20 protein-coding genes are annotated in these 20,951 nt (G+C 41.2%); all 20 read right to left on the bottom strand.

Annotated features, from left to right (window positions below; genetic code table 11):
* Positions 1-8 precede the first annotated feature (8 nt).
* The 20 genes from xerC to smc all read right to left on the bottom strand — a co-directional run bounded on the left by xerC (position 9) and on the right by smc (position 20,937).
* Positions 9-926 (bottom strand): tyrosine recombinase XerC, encoded by a 918-nt coding sequence (xerC, locus tag MHH31_RS07845; protein WP_039166693.1) that lies wholly within the window; start codon positions 924-926, stop codon positions 9-11.
* 62 nt (positions 927-988) lie between these two features.
* Positions 989-2,293, bottom strand: a complete 1,305-nt coding sequence (gene trmFO / locus MHH31_RS07840) for an FADH(2)-oxidizing methylenetetrahydrofolate--tRNA-(uracil(54)-C(5))-methyltransferase TrmFO (protein ID WP_007499618.1) — start codon at positions 2,291-2,293, stop codon at positions 989-991.
* 70 nt (positions 2,294-2,363) lie between these two features.
* Positions 2,364-4,439 (bottom strand): type I DNA topoisomerase, encoded by a 2,076-nt coding sequence (gene topA, locus MHH31_RS07835; RefSeq protein WP_008344821.1) that lies wholly within the window; start codon positions 4,437-4,439, stop codon positions 2,364-2,366.
* Between the two features lie 194 nt (positions 4,440-4,633).
* Positions 4,634-5,536: a DNA-processing protein DprA gene (gene dprA / locus MHH31_RS07830; protein ID WP_041090524.1), complete on the bottom strand. Its 903-nt coding sequence runs from the start codon at positions 5,534-5,536 to the stop codon at positions 4,634-4,636.
* A gap of 63 nt (positions 5,537-5,599) precedes the next feature.
* Positions 5,600-6,502, bottom strand: coding sequence for a succinate--CoA ligase subunit alpha (gene sucD / locus MHH31_RS07825; RefSeq protein ID WP_007499624.1), 903 nt, complete (start codon positions 6,500-6,502; stop codon positions 5,600-5,602).
* A gap of 22 nt (positions 6,503-6,524) precedes the next feature.
* Entirely contained in the window at positions 6,525-7,685 is a 1,161-nt protein-coding gene (gene sucC / locus MHH31_RS07820; RefSeq protein WP_008344824.1) for an ADP-forming succinate--CoA ligase subunit beta, read from the bottom strand.
* Positions 7,686-7,861: 176 nt separating this feature from the next.
* Positions 7,862-8,137 carry a FlhB-like flagellar biosynthesis protein gene (locus MHH31_RS07815; protein WP_008344827.1) on the bottom strand — a complete coding sequence of 92 codons (276 nt, stop codon included), beginning with the start codon at positions 8,135-8,137 and terminating at the stop codon, positions 7,862-7,864.
* On the bottom strand, positions 8,134-9,867 hold the full coding sequence (locus tag MHH31_RS07810) for a glycosyltransferase (protein ID WP_342495428.1): 1,734 nt from the start codon (positions 9,865-9,867) through the stop codon (positions 8,134-8,136). Before MHH31_RS07810 ends, MHH31_RS07815 begins: the two co-directional genes overlap by 4 nt.
* 28 nt (positions 9,868-9,895) lie before the next feature.
* Positions 9,896-10,660: a ribonuclease HII gene (locus tag MHH31_RS07805; RefSeq protein WP_024720347.1), complete on the bottom strand. Its 765-nt coding sequence runs from the start codon at positions 10,658-10,660 to the stop codon at positions 9,896-9,898.
* Between the two features lie 76 nt (positions 10,661-10,736).
* On the bottom strand, positions 10,737-11,585 hold the full coding sequence (ylqF, locus tag MHH31_RS07800) for a ribosome biogenesis GTPase YlqF (protein ID WP_268431952.1): 849 nt from the start codon (positions 11,583-11,585) through the stop codon (positions 10,737-10,739).
* Positions 11,586-11,675: 90 nt separating this feature from the next.
* Complete coding sequence (gene rplS / locus MHH31_RS07795) at positions 11,676-12,023, bottom strand: 50S ribosomal protein L19 (RefSeq protein ID WP_008344834.1); 348 nt, start codon at positions 12,021-12,023, stop codon at positions 11,676-11,678.
* A gap of 137 nt (positions 12,024-12,160) precedes the next feature.
* Complete coding sequence (trmD, locus tag MHH31_RS07790; protein WP_007499635.1) at positions 12,161-12,895, bottom strand: tRNA (guanosine(37)-N1)-methyltransferase TrmD; 735 nt, start codon at positions 12,893-12,895, stop codon at positions 12,161-12,163.
* Entirely contained in the window at positions 12,892-13,416 is a 525-nt protein-coding gene (rimM, locus tag MHH31_RS07785) for a ribosome maturation factor RimM (protein ID WP_008344836.1), read from the bottom strand. The genes trmD and rimM overlap by 4 nt, the downstream gene beginning before the upstream one ends.
* 8 nt (positions 13,417-13,424) lie before the next feature.
* On the bottom strand, positions 13,425-13,811 hold the full coding sequence (locus tag MHH31_RS07780) for a YlqD family protein (protein WP_008344839.1): 387 nt from the start codon (positions 13,809-13,811) through the stop codon (positions 13,425-13,427).
* Between the two features lie 103 nt (positions 13,812-13,914).
* Positions 13,915-14,160, bottom strand: coding sequence for a KH domain-containing protein (locus MHH31_RS07775; protein ID WP_012009937.1), 246 nt, complete (start codon positions 14,158-14,160; stop codon positions 13,915-13,917).
* Positions 14,160-14,432: a 30S ribosomal protein S16 gene (rpsP, locus tag MHH31_RS07770; RefSeq protein ID WP_003212139.1), complete on the bottom strand. Its 273-nt coding sequence runs from the start codon at positions 14,430-14,432 to the stop codon at positions 14,160-14,162. The genes MHH31_RS07775 and rpsP overlap by 1 nt, the downstream gene beginning before the upstream one ends.
* 105 nt (positions 14,433-14,537) lie before the next feature.
* Positions 14,538-15,881: a signal recognition particle protein gene (gene ffh / locus MHH31_RS07765; RefSeq protein WP_008344842.1), complete on the bottom strand. Its 1,344-nt coding sequence runs from the start codon at positions 15,879-15,881 to the stop codon at positions 14,538-14,540.
* A 13-nt stretch (positions 15,882-15,894) separates the two neighbouring features.
* Positions 15,895-16,227 carry a putative DNA-binding protein gene (locus tag MHH31_RS07760; protein WP_008344844.1) on the bottom strand — a complete coding sequence of 111 codons (333 nt, stop codon included), beginning with the start codon at positions 16,225-16,227 and terminating at the stop codon, positions 15,895-15,897.
* A gap of 141 nt (positions 16,228-16,368) precedes the next feature.
* Entirely contained in the window at positions 16,369-17,355 is a 987-nt protein-coding gene (gene ftsY / locus MHH31_RS07755) for a signal recognition particle-docking protein FtsY (RefSeq protein WP_017359097.1), read from the bottom strand.
* A gap of 21 nt (positions 17,356-17,376) precedes the next feature.
* Positions 17,377-20,937, bottom strand: coding sequence for a chromosome segregation protein SMC (gene smc / locus MHH31_RS07750; protein WP_100324974.1), 3,561 nt, complete (start codon positions 20,935-20,937; stop codon positions 17,377-17,379).
* Between the last annotated feature and the right edge of the window lie 14 nt (positions 20,938-20,951).

Below are 20,951 nucleotides of genomic sequence, written 5' to 3'. Positions count from 1 at the left end.
ACCTCCTTTTAGGATCGTTTAAAAGCCCTTGGGTGATGAGACATGTACGTTTTTCTTAAAGAATCTTTTGATACATGCGTGTACACCTGTGTTGATGATAAATTTGAGTGACCGAGAAGTTCTTGAACACTTCTTAAATCCGCTCCCTCGTTTAAAAGATGCGTAGCAAAGGTGTGCCTTAACATGTGAGGATGGATATGTAATGTGCCAGACGCCTTTTTCATTAATTCAGTTAGAATGAATCGAACGCCTCTGTCTGTAAGAGGAGCTCCGCGCTGATTCAAAAACACATGTGAATCAGCACGATCCTTTCCCTTCACTTTCAGCTTCTGCCTTCCATCCTCTAAATATGTGGAGAGCGCTTCATGTGCATAAGAGCCGAAAGGTACATACCGTTGTTTGCTGCCTTTCCCATGAACAAGCACTGTATCCATCGATAAATCAAGATCAGATTCTTTTAATGAACATAACTCACTGACCCTCATACCTGTTGCATAAAGAAGTTCTAAAATGGCTTGATTTCTTTGACCAAGCGGTGTATTTACATCAGAAACTGTAAATAGCTCTTTTAGCTCCTCTTCATACAAAAATGAAGGAATTCGCTTATCCTGCTTTGGTAAGCTAACGAGTAAAAAAGGATTTTCTTTCACAAGCTGTTCTCTTAATAAAAATTTATAAAAGCTGCGAAGTGCAGAGACTTTCTTACTAATCGTTCTTCTTGTAAGGCCTTTTTCATAAGCTTCTGTTAAATAAATTCTCGTATCTTGATAGGATACCTCTTCAAAACCGTCTATTCCTTGAATGTTCATAAATCTGACAAACTCTTCAATCGCCTCAGTATAACCCGAGATCGTTAAAGCTGAATAGTTCTTTTCAATCTGCAAATATTCAATGAATAAGTGGACAAGACGCTGTTTCTCTGTCATTTTTACACCTCTTTAAGGCTTTTAAATGGTATCACATATCTTGCTTCCCGTGCAATGTTTTACTACAGAGATTTCGAAATAGTTTGAATAGTTTCGATTGCGCGTTTAGCGTACTCTGCATAGCGCTCTTGTTTGTTTTTAATTCGAACGCCAAGATCTTTCAGCAAGCCAAAGTTTGCATTCATCGGCTGGAAGCTTTTCTTGTTTGTTGATGTGATGTAGTAAGCCATACTGCCAATCGCTGTTTCTTCTGGAAGTGTCACAAGCTCTTCTCCTTTAACAAAACGAGCTGCGTTGATTCCAGCCACTAGTCCTGAAGCCGCGGACTCAACATATCCTTCAACACCAGTCATTTGTCCGGCAAAGAATAAGTCGTCTCTATTTTTAAATTGATACGTCGGTTTTAGAAGGCTTGGCGAGTTAATAAATGTATTACGGTGCATCACACCATAGCGAACAATCTCTGCCTCTTCAAGACCTGGGATCAAACGGAATACTTCCTTTTGATCGCCCCATTTTAGATGTGTTTGGAACCCAACAATATTATATAAAGTACCTGCTGCATCATCCTGTCTTAATTGAACAACAGCGTAAGGTCTTTTCCCTGTTTTTGGATCTTCAAGTCCAACTGGTTTCATCGGGCCAAACAACATGGTTTTTTTCCCTCTTTTGGCCATGACTTCAATGGGCATACAGCCTTCGAAGAAGATTTCTTTTTCGAACTCTTTTAACGGCACAGTTTCAGCAGAAATGAGCGCCTCATAAAAACGATCGAATTCTTCTTCTGTCATCGGACAGTTTAAATAAGCCGCTTCCCCTTTATCATAACGTGATTTCAAGTACACTTTATCCATATCGATGCTGTCTTTCTCGAGGATCGGCGCTGCTGCATCGTAGAAATATAAATACTCTTCACCTGTTAAGGATTTTAATTCTTTTGAAAGTGCTTCTGATGTTAGAGGACCCGTTGCGATAATCGTCGGACCTTCTGGAATGCTTTGCACTTCTTCTTGAAAGACCGTCACATTCGGGTGATTTTTCACGCGGTCTGTGACGTTAGCTGCAAATTCATGACGATCTACTGCAAGCGCTCCACCAGCAGGAACCGAGCTTTCATCTGCTGCTGCGATGATTGCTGAATCTAAATGACGCATTTCTTCCTTTAGTACACCTACTGCGTTTGTTAAAGCGTTCGCACGCAATGAGTTACTGCATACGAGCTCCGCAAATTTATCAGTGTGGTGAGCTGGTGTTTGTTTGACAGGTCTCATTTCATACAGATGAACTTTAATTCCGCGCTTGGCAATTTGCCATGCCGCTTCACTCCCTGCTAAACCTGCTCCGATCACATTTACAAATTGACTCATTGTACAACTCTCCTATTTCGTAAGTTCTATTTGATGACATAAAAAAGCAGGTGAACAAGGTTGCTCACCGCTATTTTTGTTGTTCCTCTTTATAATCACAGTTCACACATTGAACTTGAATGCCTTTTTTCAGCTTTTTCTCTACAAGCATATTTTCGCATTTTGGACACTTTCTTTCAATTGGTTTGTCCCAAGAGACGAATTCACACTCTGGAAAACGATCGCAACCGTAAAAAATGCGGCGCTTCTTAGATTTCCGTTCAACGATATTTCCTTCGTGACAAGTCGGGCATTTGACACCAATATCTTTGACAATTGGTTTTGTGTTACGGCAGTCAGGGAAATTAGAGCATGCCATGAACTTACCGTATCTCCCCATTTTGTACACCATTGGATGACCACACTCTTCGCAATCAACTCCGGCGTATTCAGGCTCGATCTCAACTTCCTGCATCTCTGCTTCTGCTTTTTCTACCCGTTTTGCAAAATCTTGATAGAAACTGTCGATAATGCGTACCCATTCAATCGTACCTTCTTCAACGCTATCAAGTTCTTTTTCCATTTTCGCAGTAAATTCTACGTTAATGATTTCAGGGAAGAATTCAATAATTAAGTTGAGCACAATCTCTCCAAGCTCTGTTGGAATAAACCGTTTGTTATCAAGTGCCACGTAGCCGCGCTTTTGAATGGTATCTAATGTTGGTGCATACGTCGATGGGCGGCCGATACCTAGCTCTTCAAGGGTTTTGACAAGTCTAGCCTCAGTGTAGCGTGGAGGCGGCTGCGTAAAGTGCTGCTCTGGTTCAATATCTTTTGAAAGAACGGTATCTCCCTCTTTCAGATCAGGAAGCATTTTGTCCTTTTCTTCTAACTGGTCGTCCTTCCCTTCAACATATACTTTCATAAATCCAGGGAATTTCACCTTACTTCCATTTGCACGGAAAGTAAGCCCGTTATTTTCAAGATCCACACTCATTGTATCAAGAACAGCTGGTGCCATTTGGCTTGCCACAAAACGTTCCCAAATCAATTTATAAAGACGAAGCTGATCTCTGCTTAGCACGTGTTTGACATCTGCTGGTTTTCTTAGCGTAGAAGTCGGACGGATGGCTTCGTGAGCATCCTGTGCATTTTCGTTCTTTTTGGCAGTACGTTTTGTTGTATTCAAGAAATTCTTGCCATACGTTTGATCAATGAAAGCAGATACTTCTTCAATTGCCGTATTGGAAATACGTGTCGAGTCCGTTCTCATATATGTAATGAGACCTACTGTACCTTCTTTACCAAGATCAATTCCTTCATATAATTGCTGTGCAATCATCATCGTTTTCTTCGCACGAAAGTTTAGTTTTCTCGCTGCCTCTTGTTGTAAGGTAGATGTTGTAAACGGAACAGCTGGGTTGCGTTTACGTTCTTTTTTCGTCACTTTTTCAACAGAAAACTTGCTTCCTTTTAATTTCGAAAGGATTTCTTTTACATCTTCTTTTGTTTTTAGCGGATGTTTTTTGCCATTTACGCCAAAGAAACTCGCTTCAAAGCTTTCTTTCCCTTTTAGGAAGGTACCATCAATTGTCCAGTATTCTTCTGGTTTGAATTCATTAATTTCATTCTCGCGGTCAATAATCAGGCGGAGTGCAACTGATTGAACACGACCGGCGCTTAAGCCCTTTTTGACTTTCTTCCATAAAATTGGGCTGATTTTATATCCAACGAGACGATCTAAGATTCGTCTTGCCTGCTGCGCATCAACCAAGTCCATATCGATCATACGTGGATGTTTAAAGGAATCTTTAATTGCATCTTTTGTAATCTCGTTAAAGACAACGCGGCAATCTGAAGAGAGGTCAAGGTCAAGGCTGTGGGCTAAATGCCAAGCAATCGCTTCTCCCTCTCTGTCGGGGTCAGCTGCGAGATATACTTTTTTTGCTTTTTTCGCTGCTGTTTTTAATTCTTTTAAGACTGGACCTTTTCCTCGAATCGTAATATATCTCGGTTCGAAGTCATGCTCAGTGTCAACACCAAGCTGACTTTTCGGTAAATCCCTTACGTGCCCCATTGAAGCCTTTACTTTATACTTTTTTCCTAAATAACGCTCAATCGTTTTCGCCTTTGCTGGCGACTCAACGATGACTAAATAATCAGCCATACTCAAAATCCCCCTTAAGAGGTGTTCTCTCTTTATCCATTTCACAAATTTATATTTATGTTAATTGCACCTATCTAACAGGCAATCGTTAAAAATTCTTTATGATGAACATCATTATAAACACGAAAAACAAAGTGTAAACTTAAATCCTCACTATTATTAAATATTCCGATGTCTTTTGTCAAACGATATTTTTATGGGAGTTCAGTATATTGAACACCACTCAAGGAGAATTCCTCTAAAATATCCTTCGTTGAATGAACAAGCTTGGCACCTTGCTGAATCAGTCTAGCTGGACCTATAGAATTAGAATCAAAGATCGATCCTGCAACAGCAAACACTTCTTTTCCTTGCTCTAATGCCTGGTAGGCTGTAATAAGCGAACCGCTCTTTTCTTTGCACTGGACCACGATGGTTCCTCTTGTCAGGGCACTAATTAATCGGTTTCTCATTGGAAAATGCCATTTTTCTGGTTTGATATAAGGCGGATGCTCTGACAACAGTAAATGATGTTCTCCCATATATTGAGCCATTTGCACATGTTCTTTTGGATATACATGTTGAAAGCCGCCAGCTACAACACCAATCGTTTTTCCTTTTTTTCTTATGCACTCTTTGTGTGCAAGTCCATCAATTCCTTTTGCTAAACCACTCACAATCATCCAATCTTCCTCTACAAGTTCTCCAACAATTTTCTTCACGCACGCTTCTCCGTAAGAGGATGGCACTCGTGTACCTACTACACCTAAACTTTTTTCTTCATTTAAATAGGTAACGTTTCCTTTTAGGAATAATACTGGGGGAGGATCATAAATGTGTTTTAGTGAGCTGGGATATAAAGGTGATGTGATGGGAATCATGTGAATATTTTGCTTTAAATAGGCTTGAACGATGTGTTGAAAAATGGGGAATTCATTTTCTTCAGCTTGTTGTAAGCGGGTAAAGTCGATCTTTTGTAATGATCGATCCTGTTTGAAATGATGTGTTTCTTCATTTATATATAGCTCAGGATCGACTTTCCACCATTTTGTTAACAAAGAGGGTGAGATGAGGCCTTTTAAGCGGTGAAAAATCATTCTTTCGGACACGTTGTACATACCATTCCTCCAGTTTAAGATAGAAAGAAGAAGACTTGTCAAAGAACAAGTCTTCTTGTGTCATTAATGCGTTTTACAAGCTTCGAAGAGATTCTTCTCTTTTAACACTTTAATTAAGGTTTCTCCCATGACAGATGGTGTCTCTGCCACTTCAATTCCACATTCACGCATTGTTTTTACTTTTTCATCAGCAGTTCCTTTACCACCAGAAATAATGGCACCAGCATGTCCCATACGTTTTCCTGGAGGCGCTGTTTTACCGCCAATAAAGCCAACAACCGGCTTGGTCATATTTGCTTTTACCCATTCAGCTGCTTCTTCTTCAGCAGTACCACCGATTTCACCAATCATGATCACAGCATGCGTTTCAGGATCTTCATTGAAGGCTTTTAATACATCAATAAAGTTCGTGCCATTGACAGGGTCTCCGCCAATTCCTACAGCTGTTGATTGACCAACACCAGCCTCTGAAAGCTGATGTACCGCTTCATATGTAAGCGTTCCAGAACGAGACACAACACCAACATGACCTTTTTTATGAATGTAGCCAGGCATGATGCCAATTTTACATTCTTCAGGTGTAATCACGCCAGGACAGTTCGGCCCAACAAGTCTTGTCTTCTTACCTTCCATATAGCGTTTCACTTTAACCATATCCAGAACTGGAATGTGTTCTGTGATACAAATCACTAGATCCACTTCTGCATCAACAGCCTCTAAAATGGCGTCTGCTGCAAATGGTGCTGGTACATAGATAACAGAAGCATTTGCTCCAGTTGTCTGTACTGCTTCAGATACAGTATTAAATACAGGAACTCCCTCTACTTCAGTTCCACCTTTTCCAGGTGTGACACCGCCAACGATATTTGTTCCATACTCAATCATTTGTTTTGTATGGAATAATGCGGTTGAACCGGTAATCCCCTGAACAATTACTCTCGTATTTTTATTAATAAATACACTCATTTAGGTTCCCTGCCTTTCTGCTCTACTTGACTAAAGATACGATCTTTTCTGCCCCGTCAGCCATAGACTCAGCAGAAGTGATATTTAAGCCTGAATCACTCAGGATTTTCTTCCCTAATTCAACGTTTGTTCCTTCAAGACGTACAACGAGTGGTAATGTTAAGCCGACTTGTTTCGTCGCTTCAACAACACCTTCTGCGATGACATCACATTTCATGATGCCGCCAAAAATGTTCACGAAAATCCCTTTGACATTTTGATCAGATAAGATGATTTTAAATGCTTCCGTTACTTTTTCAGCAGTTGCACCGCCGCCAACATCAAGGAAGTTTGCAGGGTCCCCGCCGTAATGCTTGATGATATCCATTGTAGACATCGCAAGGCCTGCTCCATTCACCATACAGCCAATATTCCCATCTAGAGAAATGTAGCTTAGGTCATATTTAGATGCTTCAATCTCTTTTGGATCTTCTTCATCAAGGTCACGGTATTCTAATATATCTTTTTGTCTATATAAGGCATTGCTATCAAAGTTTAATTTTGCGTCAAGTGCCATGACTTTTCCATCACCTGTTACAACAAGAGGATTTATCTCGGCAATTGAACAATCCTTTTCAATAAACGCATTGTAAAGGCTTGTCATAAACTTAACAGCTTGACCAACTAATTTTGTTGGAATATTAATTTTAAACGCAACTTCTCTCGCCTGATAGGCTTGGAGACCAATCGCTGGGTCGATGACCACTTTCACGATTTTTTCTGGCGTTTTTTCTGCTACTTCTTCAATTTCAGTACCGCCTTCTTCAGAAGCCATCAAAACAATTCTTGATGTCGCTCTATCCAAAACGAGTCCTACATAGTACTCTTTTTGAATATCGCAGCCTTCTTCAATAAGTAAGCGTTTTATTTCGCGCCCTTCAGGCCCTGTTTGATGTGTGACAAGTGTCTTGCCGAGCAATTCCTCTGCAAACCCTTTCACTTCATCTTTTGTTTTTGCAATTTTTACCCCACCTGCTTTACCACGGCCGCCTGCATGAATCTGTGCTTTTACGACATATACAGAGCTTCCTAGCTCTTCTGATGCTTTCACTGCTTCATCAGGTGTAAATGCTACTTTACCATTTGGAACTGAAACCCCATATTTTCTTAGGATTTCTTTTCCTTGGTACTCATGGATATTCATTTCCCATCCTCCCAACATATGTAGAAACAAAAATTATAAAATAGACTGCGCTTTCATTTTAAAGAATAAAAAAGAGAATGTCTAGGGTTCTATGTAAAATCGTAAAATCCTTCTAAACATTCAAACTTTTATTTTATTAAAAATATAAATTTTTCAGTCAAAACACTTATTTTACCTTATTTTTTCATTTTTTGATCCAATCGATAGATAAATGAAAATATTTCTGCTACAGTATCGTATAACGCTTCTGGGATTTCCTCATCAAGCGTTAAGTGGCGCATCAGTTCTACTAAATTACGGTCTTCTTGGATAGGAACCCCAGCTTTCTGAGCTTCTTCAATAATATGATCAGCCACATAGCCGCTGCCTGTTGCAACGACTTTTGGCGCTTTTTGTTTTTCTTCATCATAGTGTAGAGCGACCGCTCTTCTAAGCGGTTTTGAATCTTTCATACTCGTAAGTCCAGCCCTTTCTCGCTGATTTTATGAAAGTGTTCATCTAGAAAGTCAGACGGATCAATTGGCTCTTCTCTCTTTTTCGCTGTAATCCCCGTCAAACTATACCCTAGGGCATTTAAATTCTCTCGAACAGCTGGAATCATTGGATTAATGGTCCCTTGCAGTTCGTAAGCCGTCTCGACTGTAATTGACATTACTTTTTGCTGAATCGTACAGTCTATTAACGTTTCTTCTAAGTTTTCCATGTTTAAATAAAACATTAAACGGCACTGAGAAATATCAATAGAGCCATCTTTTTTCTTATGCCCTTTTAGAATAAAGGTTAAATCTTGAACACTATGTTTTGAGAAAAGCGGGTAAGAAACCATCATTTGACTAACTGTTTGGTTTTCCTGATGCACTAGTAACTGCCCATTTAATCTATGGAATAATTGATCCATTTCTTTTTTTACGGGTTCCGGAACATCAGCTTGCCTTGCATCATTTAAAACCATCTTTAATTGGTGAAGCTCTTGGCTTTTGACATCTTGGCTGCCCTTTTCCAGTAATTTCAGCATCCCAATTTCATCTCGTACACCTATCGCTTTTTTCATCGTCATCAGTAAATCGAGTACATCGGTTTTATTGCTTAATGCTGGTTCAGTCTGCTGAATGACCTTTGCCAATGCGTTCGCCTCTGTTTTTGAAAGAAACGGAAATTCCTTTTGAAGCACGGCTGCCTTTGCGTCAGCCTGTGGCCCTGCCTGCTGGACTGCTTGAACCAGTGATGTGAGTTGTTTTACATCAAGCTGCTGCTGTCCGTCTGTGCCTTGCTTTGTGATGCTTGTCAGAATGCGTTCTATTTGCTGAAGCGGGAGCTGTTTTGGACTTAATAATTGCTGCACGCTGTTCTGATTCACTGTATCCACCTGTCGCCCTTGTATAGCGGCGGGCTGGCTCTGCTTTGTTTGCTGAGCCGGATTGACATGAGGCTTCACCTGCTGCAAGCTTTCTCCTTGCTTCGTTTGACCTTCTTTTGCTCCTAGAAGCACCGATAAGAGCTTTTCTGCATGAACAGTTGTCTCAGCATTTACAACCGTACGAACGGCCTGTGTAAGAGCCTGTGTGGCTTCTGATTGCTTCGGAAGCTGTGTTAATCGATCTAGCAGTGCTGTCACATCCTGATGAAGTGCAGAGGGGGATTTCATCGCTAATATTGATTGGAGTACTCCTTGTTGAATCGGCAAATCTTTCTTTAAAGCAAAAAGAAGTGCTTGCAGGCCTTTTTTGATATCCGCGCCTTGAAGTTGTTCAATCCATTTTACTGCCGTTTTTAACTCTGCTTCGTTGATGACCGGTTTTTCTTTTAAAAAGGCTGTAGCTGTTAACATTTGTTCAAGTCCATTTTTAAGCGACAGACCTTCTAGTAGTTTAGCTGCGGCATCCTTTAATGTTTTAGGATCTTGGTCAAATTGCTGAACAGGTCTTAATTTACTCAGACTGCCTCCACCTTCTTGTTCTAATTGGAACCAGTAGAAAGAATCGGCTTTTAGCTGAGCCGCTAGCTGCGCTTTGATTTTGGTCGAACCTATTTGAACAAGTGCTGTATCATCCCCAAGCATTTTCAGTACTTTGCCGAGAATGAGCCGGTGAATATTTTCCTTTCCTTCCGTGTTAAGCGGAACAGATTCTGCTGTATTCAGCCGACTATTCAGTGCAGTATGTATATCTTCAACTCTTGTCATCACAGGCAGCCTCCTTGTGTCAAAATATTTATGAAATAACAGATTTCACTGGTGCAAATGATAACCGGTGGATAGGTGTGGCGCCATGTGTTTGAATGGCAGCCAGGTGCTCTTTCGTTCCATACCCTTTATGTTTTTCAAATTGATACTCAGGGTACTGGCGTCCATACTCTTCCATCATTTTGTCCCTTGTCACTTTGGCAATACATGCACCAGCTGCGATGGATGCGCTTTTAGCATCTCCTTTGATGATATTCTCCTGTTGAGTAGGAAGCGGGAGCGTCATCGCATCTATGAGTAGATAATCAGGTGTGTGAGTGAGCTGCTTTACAGCCTTCACCATCGCCAGTCTTGATGCTTCGTATATATTTATTTCGTCAATCGTTGCCGCATCAACAATGCCGATGCCGATGTCGAGTGCTTCCTTTTGAATGAGCTCATAATAGGTCATTCTTTTTTTCTCAGATAGCTGTTTTGAATCATTTAAACCGAGTAGGACGGTATCCTCTTTTAATATCACAGCTGCCGCAACAACTGGGCCAGCCAGTGGTCCTCTTCCTGCTTCATCTATGCCTGCAATACAATTGTATCCTTGCGCTCTTGCTTTGGTTTCAAATTGCAGCATTTGCTTCCATGCTGCATGCAGTTCTTGCTGCTTTTCTCTCTCTTTGTTCCATTTGTCCATCAGCTTATGGACACTTTTTCTTGTATCGTCTTTCAATAGTTCACGAATGTATGACTCGTCGTCAGCATGTTGTTCTATTAATTCTTTTATTTGTTTGACCGTGTACATTGGCTTTTCCGCAGCCTCCTTCTTTATATCGGCAGTTTTTCGCAAAAAATAAAGACCCGCATGAGCTGCGTGTCTTTTAGCTTTCAGGCTTCTCAAAAGTGAGGGGACCAAATTTTTCCGTTCGAATATCCCGAATAATGATTTCGGTCGTTTTGTCGTAATTAATGAATCCTCCACTCATCAGACAGCCGCGTTTTGTGCCAATGGCATCAAACAGCTCAACTGTATCTTCAGGTATTTCTGCTAAATCATAGCGTTTTTTTAACCGCTCTGGATAGTACTCTTCTAAAAAGCGGAGCGCATACACTGCGACATCCTGCAAGTTGATGATAGAGTCTTTAATCGCTCCAGTGACGGCCAGCCTAAGACCTACTTGTTCATCTTCAAATTTCGGCCAGAGAATTCCGGGGGTATCGAGCAGTTCAAGTTCTTTTCCTACCTTCACCCATTGCTGTGACGTCGTAATACCAGGTCGATCTCCTGTTTTCGCAATATTTTTCTTTGCCAACCGATTGATCAGCGTTGATTTGCCGACATTGGGAATTCCGATAATCAAAGCTCGAATGGCACGCGGCTTAACACCTTTTGCTTTCATTCGATCGAACTTTTCTTTTAAGATTTCTTTTGATGTCGTAATGATTTGATTTAACCCTTGTCCATCGACAGAATTAATGGCAAGCGACCGTACACCTTGCGCTTCAAAGTGTGCCTGCCACTCTTTTGTCATACGAGGATCTGCTTTATCTGCTTTGTTCAAAAGCATAATTTTCGGTTTGTTTTGGAGGATTTCTTCAATCATTGGGTTTCTAGAGGACATCGGAATTCTTGCATCGGTTAATTCAAATACGATGTCGATGAGCTTTAATTTTTCTGTGACTTCCCGTCTTGCTTTTGCCATATGGCCTGGAAACCATTGAATTGTCATATGTGCACCTTCTCTCTTCTAACGGTTGTCTCTATACATTGTACAAAAAAAGAGCCTGTTACAGGTAACAAGCTCTTTCCTTTGATATCATTATCGTCTGATTTCTTTGATACGAGCCGCTTTACCGCGAAGTTCACGTAGGTAGTAAAGTTTCGCACGACGTACCTTACCGTGACGTACAACTTCGATCTTAGCGATTTTTGGTGTGTGTACAGGGAATGTACGCTCAACGCCTACACCGTAAGAGATCTTACGAACTGTGAAAGTTTCGCTGATTCCACCACCACGACGCTTAATTACAACACCTTCAAAGATCTGGATACGCTCACGAGTACCCTCGACAACTTTCACGTGTACACGTAAAGTGTCACCAGGACGGAACGCAGGAAGATCAGTGCGTAATTGTTCTTTTGTGATTTCTTCAATCAATTGTTGCATCGTTTTCAACTCCTTCCAACAGATGCTCATGTCCTCTTTCTTCATTGCAGCGGAACATCGTTTTCAAACTTGAATCGGCAAGCCGTCCAAGTCACAAGTAGTATCATACCACACCTGTATACCTTGTGCAATACAATCTAGTCATTATGAAGCTGCCAAAGCCATCTTTTTTCTTCATCCGTTAATGTTTTGCAAGAATCGATCAAATCTGGCCGTCTTGTATAGGTTCGCTTCAACGATTCTTTACGCCGCCACTCTTCAATTTTGGCATGATTTCCAGAGAGAAGCACATCTGGTACTTTCAATCCTTTATAATCAGCTGGTCTTGTATAGTGCGGATGCTCAAGCAGACCTGTACTAAATGAATCTTCGATATGAGACGCTTCTTTTCCAAGCACATGAGGCAAAAGCCTGACCACACTGTCTGCAATCATCATCGCCGGCAGCTCTCCGCCTGTGAGAACGAAATCCCCGATTGAGATTTCATCTGTGACAAGATGCTCCCTGATGCGCTCATCGTAGCCTTCATAGTGGCCGCAAATGAACATAAGATGCTCTTCTTTTGCAAGCTCTTCTGCTTTCTTTTGTGTATATCTTTCTCCTTGAGGACAGACAAGAATAATGCGGGGCTTCTTGTTTGCTTTTTTCGTTAAATCTTCTACCGCATCAAATACAGGCTGTGCTTTCAGAACCATGCCAGCACCGCCGCCATACGGATAGTCATCCACTGTTTTATGTTTATGATCGGAATACTCCCTAAAATTCACGACATCAAATGAGACCGCATCTTTTTCCTGAGCTTTTTTTAAGATCGATGAGTGAAGCACTCCTTCAAACATTTCAGGAAACAGTGTTAAAAAGTCAATTTTCATTCGTCAATGAGTCCTTCCATCACTTCAATGTGTACTTTCTTGGATGAAATATCAACTGTTTTGACGACAGATGGAATATAAGGGATGAGGGCATCTTTTTTGCCTTTTCTTCCAACCACCCATACATCATTTGCCCCTGGCGTTAAAACTTCTTTGATTTGACCAATCAGTTTGTCCTCTTCATCATATACTTCACAGCCGATGATTTCGTGGAAATAGAATTCCCCTTCATCTAATGAACCAAGATGTTCTTTTTCTACTTTTAAAATCGACTCTTTTAATTGCTCAGCTTCATTTAATGAACCGACTTCTTCAAATGTCAGTAAATCAAATTGTTTGTGCTGTCTATGTGATGCGACAGTCACTTTTAGCGGTTCTTTTTGATTTTGTTTGAAAATATAAAGGACGCTGCCTTTTTTGTAGCGTTCTTCTGGGAAATCAGTTTTTGACACAACACGTACTTCTCCGCGCACTCCATGTGTATTGACGATCTTTCCGACATTCAACCATTCTAGCTCCATGTTCTCAATCACCCCTGACGTATTTCCACAATGGTGCCGTCTTTCACGACGATGACATTGTCTTGCATTTTGTCATCCCATTTATCACCTATTTTTACTTCAATCAGCGCATCCACTTCTGTTTCTTTCATTTCACTGCCAAGAGGCAAGATATGCAGCTGCTCGACTTGAAAATCAATTTGCCTCATTTTCTCTTGTCTTTTTTCAATGGCTTTTTGAAATTGAGGGATGGCTTCTTGCTGATGTGGTTCTTTTTCATGCTTTTTGAGTTGAAAATATAGTTGATTGCACTCACGTTCTAGTCTTTCTTTTTTCTCCAAAAAAGTCGTTAACAGTTTGTCCTTACTGCTTTCAGTTAATACTTGCATGACGGTGACATGTTGAATGATCTGCATCTTCCTTTTTGTCCCCCTATCCGAAGGCATTTGTCCTCTACAGTATAACGAAAAATAGATTTAAACGTGTAAAAAAAGGGGAGGTCCTAAGCCCTCTCCCTTTTTAGTCAGCAATCTCAAGTTGAACTTTCTTAGAAGACTCTGCACTTGCTGCAAACATGACTGTTCGTATCGCTTTAGCTGTACGTCCCTGCTTTCCGATCACTTTTCCGGTATCTTCAGCATTGACAGACAGTGTGTAAATGACCTGCTCATCTTTTTCTAATGAAGATACGTGAATATCTTCAGGGAAATCAACAAGTGGCTCGACGATGGACACAATCAATTCTTCCAAGGACAGCTCATTCATTATTTGCTGTTTTTCGCATTATGAAATTTTTCAAGAATTCCTTGGCTTGAGAAAAGGTTACGAACTGTATCAGATGGTTTCGCACCATTTTGAAGCCATTTAAGCGCTAATTCTTCGTTGATTTTCACCTCAGCTGGTGATAACACTGGATTGTATGTTCCAACTGTTTCGATGAAACGACCGTCACGTGGTGAACGAGAATCTGCTACAACAATACGATAGAAAGGAGATCTTTTTGATCCCATACGTTTTAAACGAATTTTTACTGCCATTTTACTAGCACCTCCGAAAATATTTCAACAAGATAGTATATTAACAATGATAAAAGGGTTTGTAAAGTGTTTTTTCTTAACAACGGTTTTATCATGTATAACCAATTACATAAATGGTAATTTAAAGCCGCCTTTTTTCTTTCCTTTGGACATATTGGTCATTTGCTTCATCATCTTTTTCATTTCGTCAAATTGTTTTAAAAGGCGATTGACTTCCTGTACAGATGTTCCGCTTCCTTTTGCAATCCGTTTTCTTCGGCTTGCATTGATGACCTCTGGCTGTTCTTTTTCTTCGGTCGTCATTGATTTAATGATCGCTTCGATGTGATTGAGCTGCTTTTCGTCTACTTGGACGTTTTTGAGCCCTTTCATTTTACCGGCTCCCGGCATCATTTGGATCAGTTCATCAAGTGGACCCATGTTACGAACCTGCCCAAGCTGCTCGAGGAAATCATCGAGCGTGAAGCTCATTGTCCGCATTTTTTGTTCAAGCTCTTTCGCTTTATCTTGGTCAACGTTTGCTTGTGCTTTTTCAATAAGCGTGAGCACATCTCCCATGCCAAGAATTCTCGATGCCATCCGCTCCGGATGGAATGGTTCAATTGCATCAAGCTTTTCACCTAGTGCGGCGAATTTAATCGGCGTATTTGTGACTGCACGAATTGATAGTGCTGCCCCGCCTCGCGTATCACCGTCTAGTTTTGTCAGAACGACACCTGTTAAACCAAGCTGTTCATTAAAGCTTTTTGCGACATTGACAGCATCTTGACCAGTCATCGAGTCAACAACGAGGAAAATCTCTTCTGGATTTGCGACTTCTTTTACTTTCTGAAGTTCATCCATTAAGTCTTCATCAATATGAAGACGTCCTGCTGTATCTAAAATGACATAATCGTGATGTTCTTCTTTCGCTTTTTCAATTGCCTGTTTGGCAATTTCGACAGGACTGACTTGATCACCTAATGAGAATACGGGCATATCAAGCTGTTTCCCAAGCGTTTGAAGCTGCTGGATCGCTGCTGGTCTGTAAATATCAGCGGCCACCATCATCGGCTTGCGATTATGTTTTTTGCGAAGTAAGTTGGCAAGCTTTCCAGTTGTGGTCGTTTTACCTGCCCCTTGAAGACCAACCATCATAATGACAGTTGGAGATTTTTTCGCTACAGCGATTTTACTCTCTTCCCCACCCATTAATTCAGTGAGTTCTTCTTTTACAACTTTAATGACCTGTTGTCCTGGGGTAAGACTTTGCATGACCTCTTGTCCAACTGCCCGCTCGCTTACTTTTTTCACAAAGTCTTTGACTACTTTAAAATTGACGTCAGCTTCAAGAAGGGCAAGGCGTACCTCGCGCATCATTTCTTTTACATCTTGCTCTGACACTTTTCCTTTGCCGCGGATTTTTGAAATCGTCTGCTGCAGTCGGTCGGCTAATCCTTCAAATGCCATACTGTGCCGCCTCCTAATCTAATTTCTCAAGCGATTCAATTAAAGCTTCTGCTTCTTCCTTTTGCGCGGAATCTGCTACAAGCTCTCTCATTTTTGTGAGAAGTTCTTTACGCTCTTTAAATTTCTTAAACAAGAGCAGCTTTTCTTCATATTGTTCAAGCATCGCTTCAGTCCGTTTAATATTATCATAAACAGCCTGTCTTGATACTTCATATTCATCCGCAATTTCACCGAGGGAAAAATCGTCTAGGTAGTAAAGCGACATGTAGCTCTTTTGTTTTGCGGTCAACAACGATTGATAGAAATCAAACAAGTAGTTCATTCTCGTTGTCTTTTCAAGCGTCATGGGCTCTCTCCCCTTTGTTAAGTTCATTCCCTTTACAACAACTAAGTTTACACGGTTCTGATCTATGTGTCAAGTTTTTATCTTGTCACTTCCTGCGGCGATATTTAAATAAAAAAGCCGGCAGTTTTGCCGGCTTTTTGATTAGTCTTCTTGATCAATCATGTCTGAGAATAATCCGTACACATACGATTCAGCATCGAACTCTTGCAGATCGTCTACTTTTTCACCTAATCCGACAAGTTTTACAGGGATGTTGAGCTCATTGCGAATGGCAAGAACAATCCCGCCTTTTGCAGTACCGTCAAGCTTTGTTAAAGCGATACCTGTCACGTTTGTCGCTTTAGAAAATTCCTTCGCTTGCGCCATCGCATTTTGACCTGTTGTCGCATCAAGGGCAAGCAGTACTTCGTGCGGTGCATCGGGCACTTCGCGCTCAATGACTCTCTTGACCTTCTCTAGCTCTTTCATCAAGTTGACTTTGTTTTGCAGTCTGCCTGCTGTATCACAGATCAAGACATCTGCTTTTTTGGCTTTAGCTGATTGAACGGCATCATAGATGACCGCTGCCGGGTCAGAGCCTGCTGTTTGTTTAACGACAGGAACACCAGAGCGCTCGCCCCATACTTCAAGCTGCTCAATCGCCCCCGCACGGAACGTATCACCTGCTGCTAAAATGACGGATTTCCCTTCATTTTTTAGCTTGTTTGCCAGCTTACCAATGGTTGTGGTTTTGCCGACACCGTTCACGCCTACAAATAAAATAATATTTAAACGGCCGTCTTCAATGTTCAGTTCAGAAATTTGTTCCTCACCGCTATTGTAAATCTCCACGAGTTTTTCAGAGATGACTGCTTGTACTTCACTTGGGTCTTGAATGTTTCTTAATTTCACTTCTTTTTTCAGCTCATCAATCAGTTCCATCACAGTCGTGAAACCAACATCCGCACCGATTAACACTTCTTCTAGTTCTTCAAAAAAGTCTTCATCCACTTTACGATAGCGAGAAATGAGTTCATTTACTTTTCCCTGAAACGAATTTCTCGTTTTTTCAAGTCCATCTTTAAACTTTTCTGATACTGAATCGGTTTGCTGCGTAAATTTTTCTTTTAATTTCTTAAAAAAGCTCATGGGTTCAAAAACCTCCTTTAATTACTGGACAAGCTCTTTCGTTTCCTCTAGTTTGACAGATACCAGTTTTGAGACACCTGACTCCTGCATCGTGACACCGTACAGAACATCTGCTTCTTCCATGGTTCCTTTTCGGTGTGTAATCACAATGAACTGTGTTTCTTGGCTGTATTTCTTTAAATACTGGGCAAAGCGGAACACATTCGCTTCATCAAGTGCCGCTTCTACCTCATCTAGCACACAGAATGGAACTGGTCTCACTTTTAAGATCGAGAATAATAAAGCGATGGCTGTTAATGCTCTTTCTCCGCCTGAAAGTAGGCTTAGATTTTGCAGCTTTTTCCCCGGCGGCTGCGCCACAATATCGACACCTGAGTTTAGTAAATCGTTTGGATCTGTCAACTTAAGGTCTGCTCTTCCTCCGCCAAATAATGCTTGGAAAACAGATTCAAAATGCCCGCGGATTTGAGAGAATGTCTCAGAGAAACGTTTCGTCATCTCCTGATCCATTTCTTCAATGACTTGGAATAACGTATTTTTCGCTTCTGTCAGATCATTGCGTTGTTCAGTTAAGAAGAGAAAACGTTCATTCACACGTTCATACTCGTCAATGCTGCCTAAGTTCACTGTTCCAAGCTCTTCAATGGCTAGTTTGATCAATTTCACGCGTTTTCTTGCTTCATCCGGCGATAGCGTCAGATGATACATTTCTTTTGCTCCTTCAAACGAAAGGGCATACTCTTCGTTTAAATAGGCGATGAGGTTATCAAGTTCAACTTCCATGCGGCCAAGCTTGATTTCTTCATCTTTTAAGCTTGTCGTGAGCTGTTTATACAGACGTTTTTGCTCTTTCAGTTCACGTTCAGCGAATTCTAATGTTTCAGAAAGAGCCAGGCGCTGTTTGCGTCGCTCTGAGATAAGCGCTGTCGTTTTGTTTTTATGTTCCAGTTTCTCTTTTGCCGCTTCTTCCAGTTGTTCGGCGCCGCTTGAGCTGGATGACATTTCACTTGTTAAGAGGGACAAATCTTCTTTTGTTTCCGTCAGCGTCTTTTCAGCCTCTTCTAATTCAGCCGTTAAGCTCGACAGTTTTTCTTGTTCATTTGCTAAAGACTGCTCTTTTTTGGCAAGCGAGATTTTCAGCTCTGTTAATTCGGAAGAAATGGTTTCTTTCGTTGAGCTTTGGGTCTGCTTCCGTTTTGTTAACGTGTTGATCTCTTCGTCAAGAGAGGTCAGTTTCTCACCTATAGATGTTTCAAGGGCTGCCTGCTCTTTATCCTTGCTCGCAAGTTCGCTAGAGCGCTGCTGCAACTCTTCTTTTTCTTGATCATAGAGCTCTAGATGAGCGTTAATATTTTTTTCAGCTACTTGCAGTTCATATAATGTCCCTTTTAACTCTTGCTGCTTTTCTCGAAGCATTTCGCCGCGCTGACGCAATTCATTTAATTGGACTTCGCTTTCGGCAATCGATTGCTTCGTTTCTTTTGTTTCTTTTTCAAGGATCGTTGTTTTTTCTTCCATTTCAACGAGCTGCTTTGTTAATGTTTCAATCTCTCGGTTTCTGGACAGGAGGGAATTGTTCTTTTTCTTTACGCCTCCCCCAGTCATTGAACCGCCTGGGTTCACCACGTCCCCATCAAGGGTCACGATACGATAACGATGTCCAAGCATTTTCGCTAGCTCGTTGGCACCTTTTAAGTCTTGAACAATCAGGACCGTTCCAAGCAAATTCCGAATGACTTTTTCATACTTTTCATCAAAGGAAACGAGCTGACTCGCTACGCCGATAAATGCGTCATGCTGCTCAGCTGTTTGAATATCTCTGAACTGAATGGTTCGTTCTTTGATGACGTTCATCGGCAGGAAGGTCGCACGCCCAAAGGAATGCTGCTTTAAGTATCCAATGGCCTGTCTGGCAGCCGCTTCATTTTCAGTAACGACATGCTGCGTGGCTGCGCCAAGTGCAATTTCAATCGCTGTTTCATGTTGCTGCTCTGTTTGAATCAGCTCTGCAATCGCCCCGTGAATACCGCCTAACCGATCCTTTGCCTTTAAAACCTCTTTCACTCCTTGGAAAAATCCTGAGAAGTCTTCCTGCATGGATTCAAGCATTTCTTTTTTAGATTTTGCCTGCTGTACATATTGATAGGCTTGGTAAAGTGCCGTTTCTTTTTTCTCGTATTGACGTTTCATCTGCTCTAGCTTTTGTTCCGCTTCTCTAAAGCGTTTCACCTGAGCCAAAATGTCTTCTTCTCGTTCTGAAAGTTGCTTCTCGGCTTCTGTTTTCTTTTCCTTCACAGATACCCGTTCTTCGATATGTTTCTGATTATTTTGCGTTAACCGCTCTAGCTGCAAGGCTGCTTGGCGCTGCTGTTCTTCTAGTAATTTACGTTCGTTTCGGATAGAAGCTTGCTCGTTTAATAGGTCAAAATAATCGCTTTTCAGCTGTTCAATTTGCCCTTCCACATCTTCACTATGAAGAGACAGCTGATGCTGTTTTGTTTTCACTTCATCTTTTAGCTGCTGCACTTCTGTTTGCAGGCTGTCACGTGTGACTTTCTGCTGTTCAATCTTTTCCGTTAACAACGCCTGTTTTTCGGTTAAACGCACGAGCGTGTCTTCTAGCTGCCCTTGGTTAGCGGCCGCATTTTTTTTCCGTTCTTTTAGAACTTCTTTTTTCCCTTCAAGCTTTTCTAGTTCTTCACTTGTGAAAAGGAGGACTTCTTGGAGGTCATGAATCGAATCGTCAAGCGCCTGAATACGGTCTCTCGATTCTTCGATTTTGGCTTCCTTCGCTTGAATGTCTGTGGACTGCTTCATTTCATCTTGTTTGAACCGCTCGACAGCTTCACCAAGTGTTGTCCATTTTTTGTGCAGTGCTTCAATATCATGGACGGTGAGAGCAATTTCTACATTTTCAAGTTCTTCTTTCTTTTGCAGATAGTCTTTTGCAATAGATGCCTGCATTCTTAGTGGTTCTACTTGATCTTCTAGTTCATGCAGAATATCTTCTACCCGGTTTAAGTTGTCCTGCGTTTCAAACAGTTTGTTCTCGGCTTTTTTCTTTCTTGTTTTATATTTCAGGACACCAGCTGCTTCTTCAAAGATACTACGTCTTTCTTCAGCTTTACTCGATAGAATCTCTTCTACCTTACCTTGGCTGATGATCGAAAAAGCTTCTTTTCCAAGACCTGAATCCATGAAAAGATCAATAATATCCTTTAAGCGGACAGATTGATTGTTAATGAGAAATTCACTTTCTCCAGAACGATAGACTCTTCTTGTCACACTGACTTCGTGAAAATCGATCGGCAAAAAGTGATCTTCGTTATCGAGCGTTAATGTCACTTCTGCTAAGTTGACTCGTTTTCTTGAGTCACTTCCTGCAAAAATGATGTCTTCCATTTTTCCTCCGCGGAGGCTTTTTGCTGATTGCTCTCCAAGTACCCAGCGGATCGCATCAGTAATATTACTTTTGCCGCTTCCGTTTGGTCCAACAACAGCTGTAACCCCTTTGACAAAGTCTACAGTCACCCGCTGTGCGAAAGATTTGAATCCTATCACGTCTAAACGTTTGAGGAACATGAGAGTGATCCTCC

This window comes from Bacillus sp. FSL K6-1033 (assembly GCF_038630765.1).
Taxonomy (GTDB): domain Bacteria; phylum Bacillota; class Bacilli; order Bacillales; family Bacillaceae; genus Bacillus; species Bacillus altitudinis.
The sequence above is the reverse complement of the archived record's forward strand: the minus strand, read 5'-3'. Positions and strand labels throughout refer to the sequence as shown.

Bases quoted from the DNA above. Each gene is read 5' to 3' on its own strand.
- MHH31_RS07780 (WP_008344839.1), bottom strand. From the start codon at position 13,811: ATGCAGATCATTCAACATGTCACCGTCATGCAAGTATTAACTGAAAGC.
- trmD (WP_007499635.1), bottom strand. From the start codon at position 12,895: ATGAAAATTGACTTTTTAACACTGTTTCCTGAAATGTTTGAAGGAGTG.
- trmFO (WP_007499618.1), bottom strand. From the start codon at position 2,293: ATGAGTCAATTTGTAAATGTGATCGGAGCAGGTTTAGCAGGGAGTGAA.
- MHH31_RS07760 (WP_008344844.1), bottom strand. From the start codon at position 16,227: ATGACGCTTGAAAAGACAACGAGAATGAACTACTTGTTTGATTTCTAT.
- sucC (WP_008344824.1), bottom strand. From the start codon at position 7,685: ATGAATATCCATGAGTACCAAGGAAAAGAAATCCTAAGAAAATATGGG.
- ftsY (WP_017359097.1), bottom strand. From the start codon at position 17,355: ATGAGCTTTTTTAAGAAATTAAAAGAAAAATTTACGCAGCAAACCGAT.
- smc (WP_100324974.1), bottom strand. From the start codon at position 20,937: ATGTTCCTCAAACGTTTAGACGTGATAGGATTCAAATCTTTCGCACAG.
- sucD (WP_007499624.1), bottom strand. From the start codon at position 6,502: ATGAGTGTATTTATTAATAAAAATACGAGAGTAATTGTTCAGGGGATT.
- xerC (WP_039166693.1), bottom strand. From the start codon at position 926: ATGACAGAGAAACAGCGTCTTGTCCACTTATTCATTGAATATTTGCAG.
- ylqF (WP_268431952.1), bottom strand. From the start codon at position 11,585: ATGACAATTCAATGGTTTCCAGGCCATATGGCAAAAGCAAGACGGGAA.
- MHH31_RS07805 (WP_024720347.1), bottom strand. From the start codon at position 10,660: ATGTACACGGTCAAACAAATAAAAGAATTAATAGAACAACATGCTGAC.
- rpsP (WP_003212139.1), bottom strand. From the start codon at position 14,432: ATGGCAGTAAAAATTCGTTTAAAACGTATGGGATCAAAAAGATCTCCT.
- rimM (WP_008344836.1), bottom strand. From the start codon at position 13,416: ATGGAGCTAGAATGGTTGAATGTCGGAAAGATCGTCAATACACATGGA.
- rplS (WP_008344834.1), bottom strand. From the start codon at position 12,023: ATGCAACAATTGATTGAAGAAATCACAAAAGAACAATTACGCACTGAT.
- MHH31_RS07775 (WP_012009937.1), bottom strand. From the start codon at position 14,160: ATGAATGAGCTGTCCTTGGAAGAATTGATTGTGTCCATCGTCGAGCCA.
- MHH31_RS07810 (WP_342495428.1), bottom strand. From the start codon at position 9,867: ATGACAAGAGTTGAAGATATACATACTGCACTGAATAGTCGGCTGAAT.
- dprA (WP_041090524.1), bottom strand. From the start codon at position 5,536: ATGTACAACGTGTCCGAAAGAATGATTTTTCACCGCTTAAAAGGCCTC.
- ffh (WP_008344842.1), bottom strand. From the start codon at position 15,881: ATGGCATTTGAAGGATTAGCCGACCGACTGCAGCAGACGATTTCAAAA.
- topA (WP_008344821.1), bottom strand. From the start codon at position 4,439: ATGGCTGATTATTTAGTCATCGTTGAGTCGCCAGCAAAGGCGAAAACG.
- MHH31_RS07815 (WP_008344827.1), bottom strand. From the start codon at position 8,137: ATGAAAGATTCAAAACCGCTTAGAAGAGCGGTCGCTCTACACTATGAT.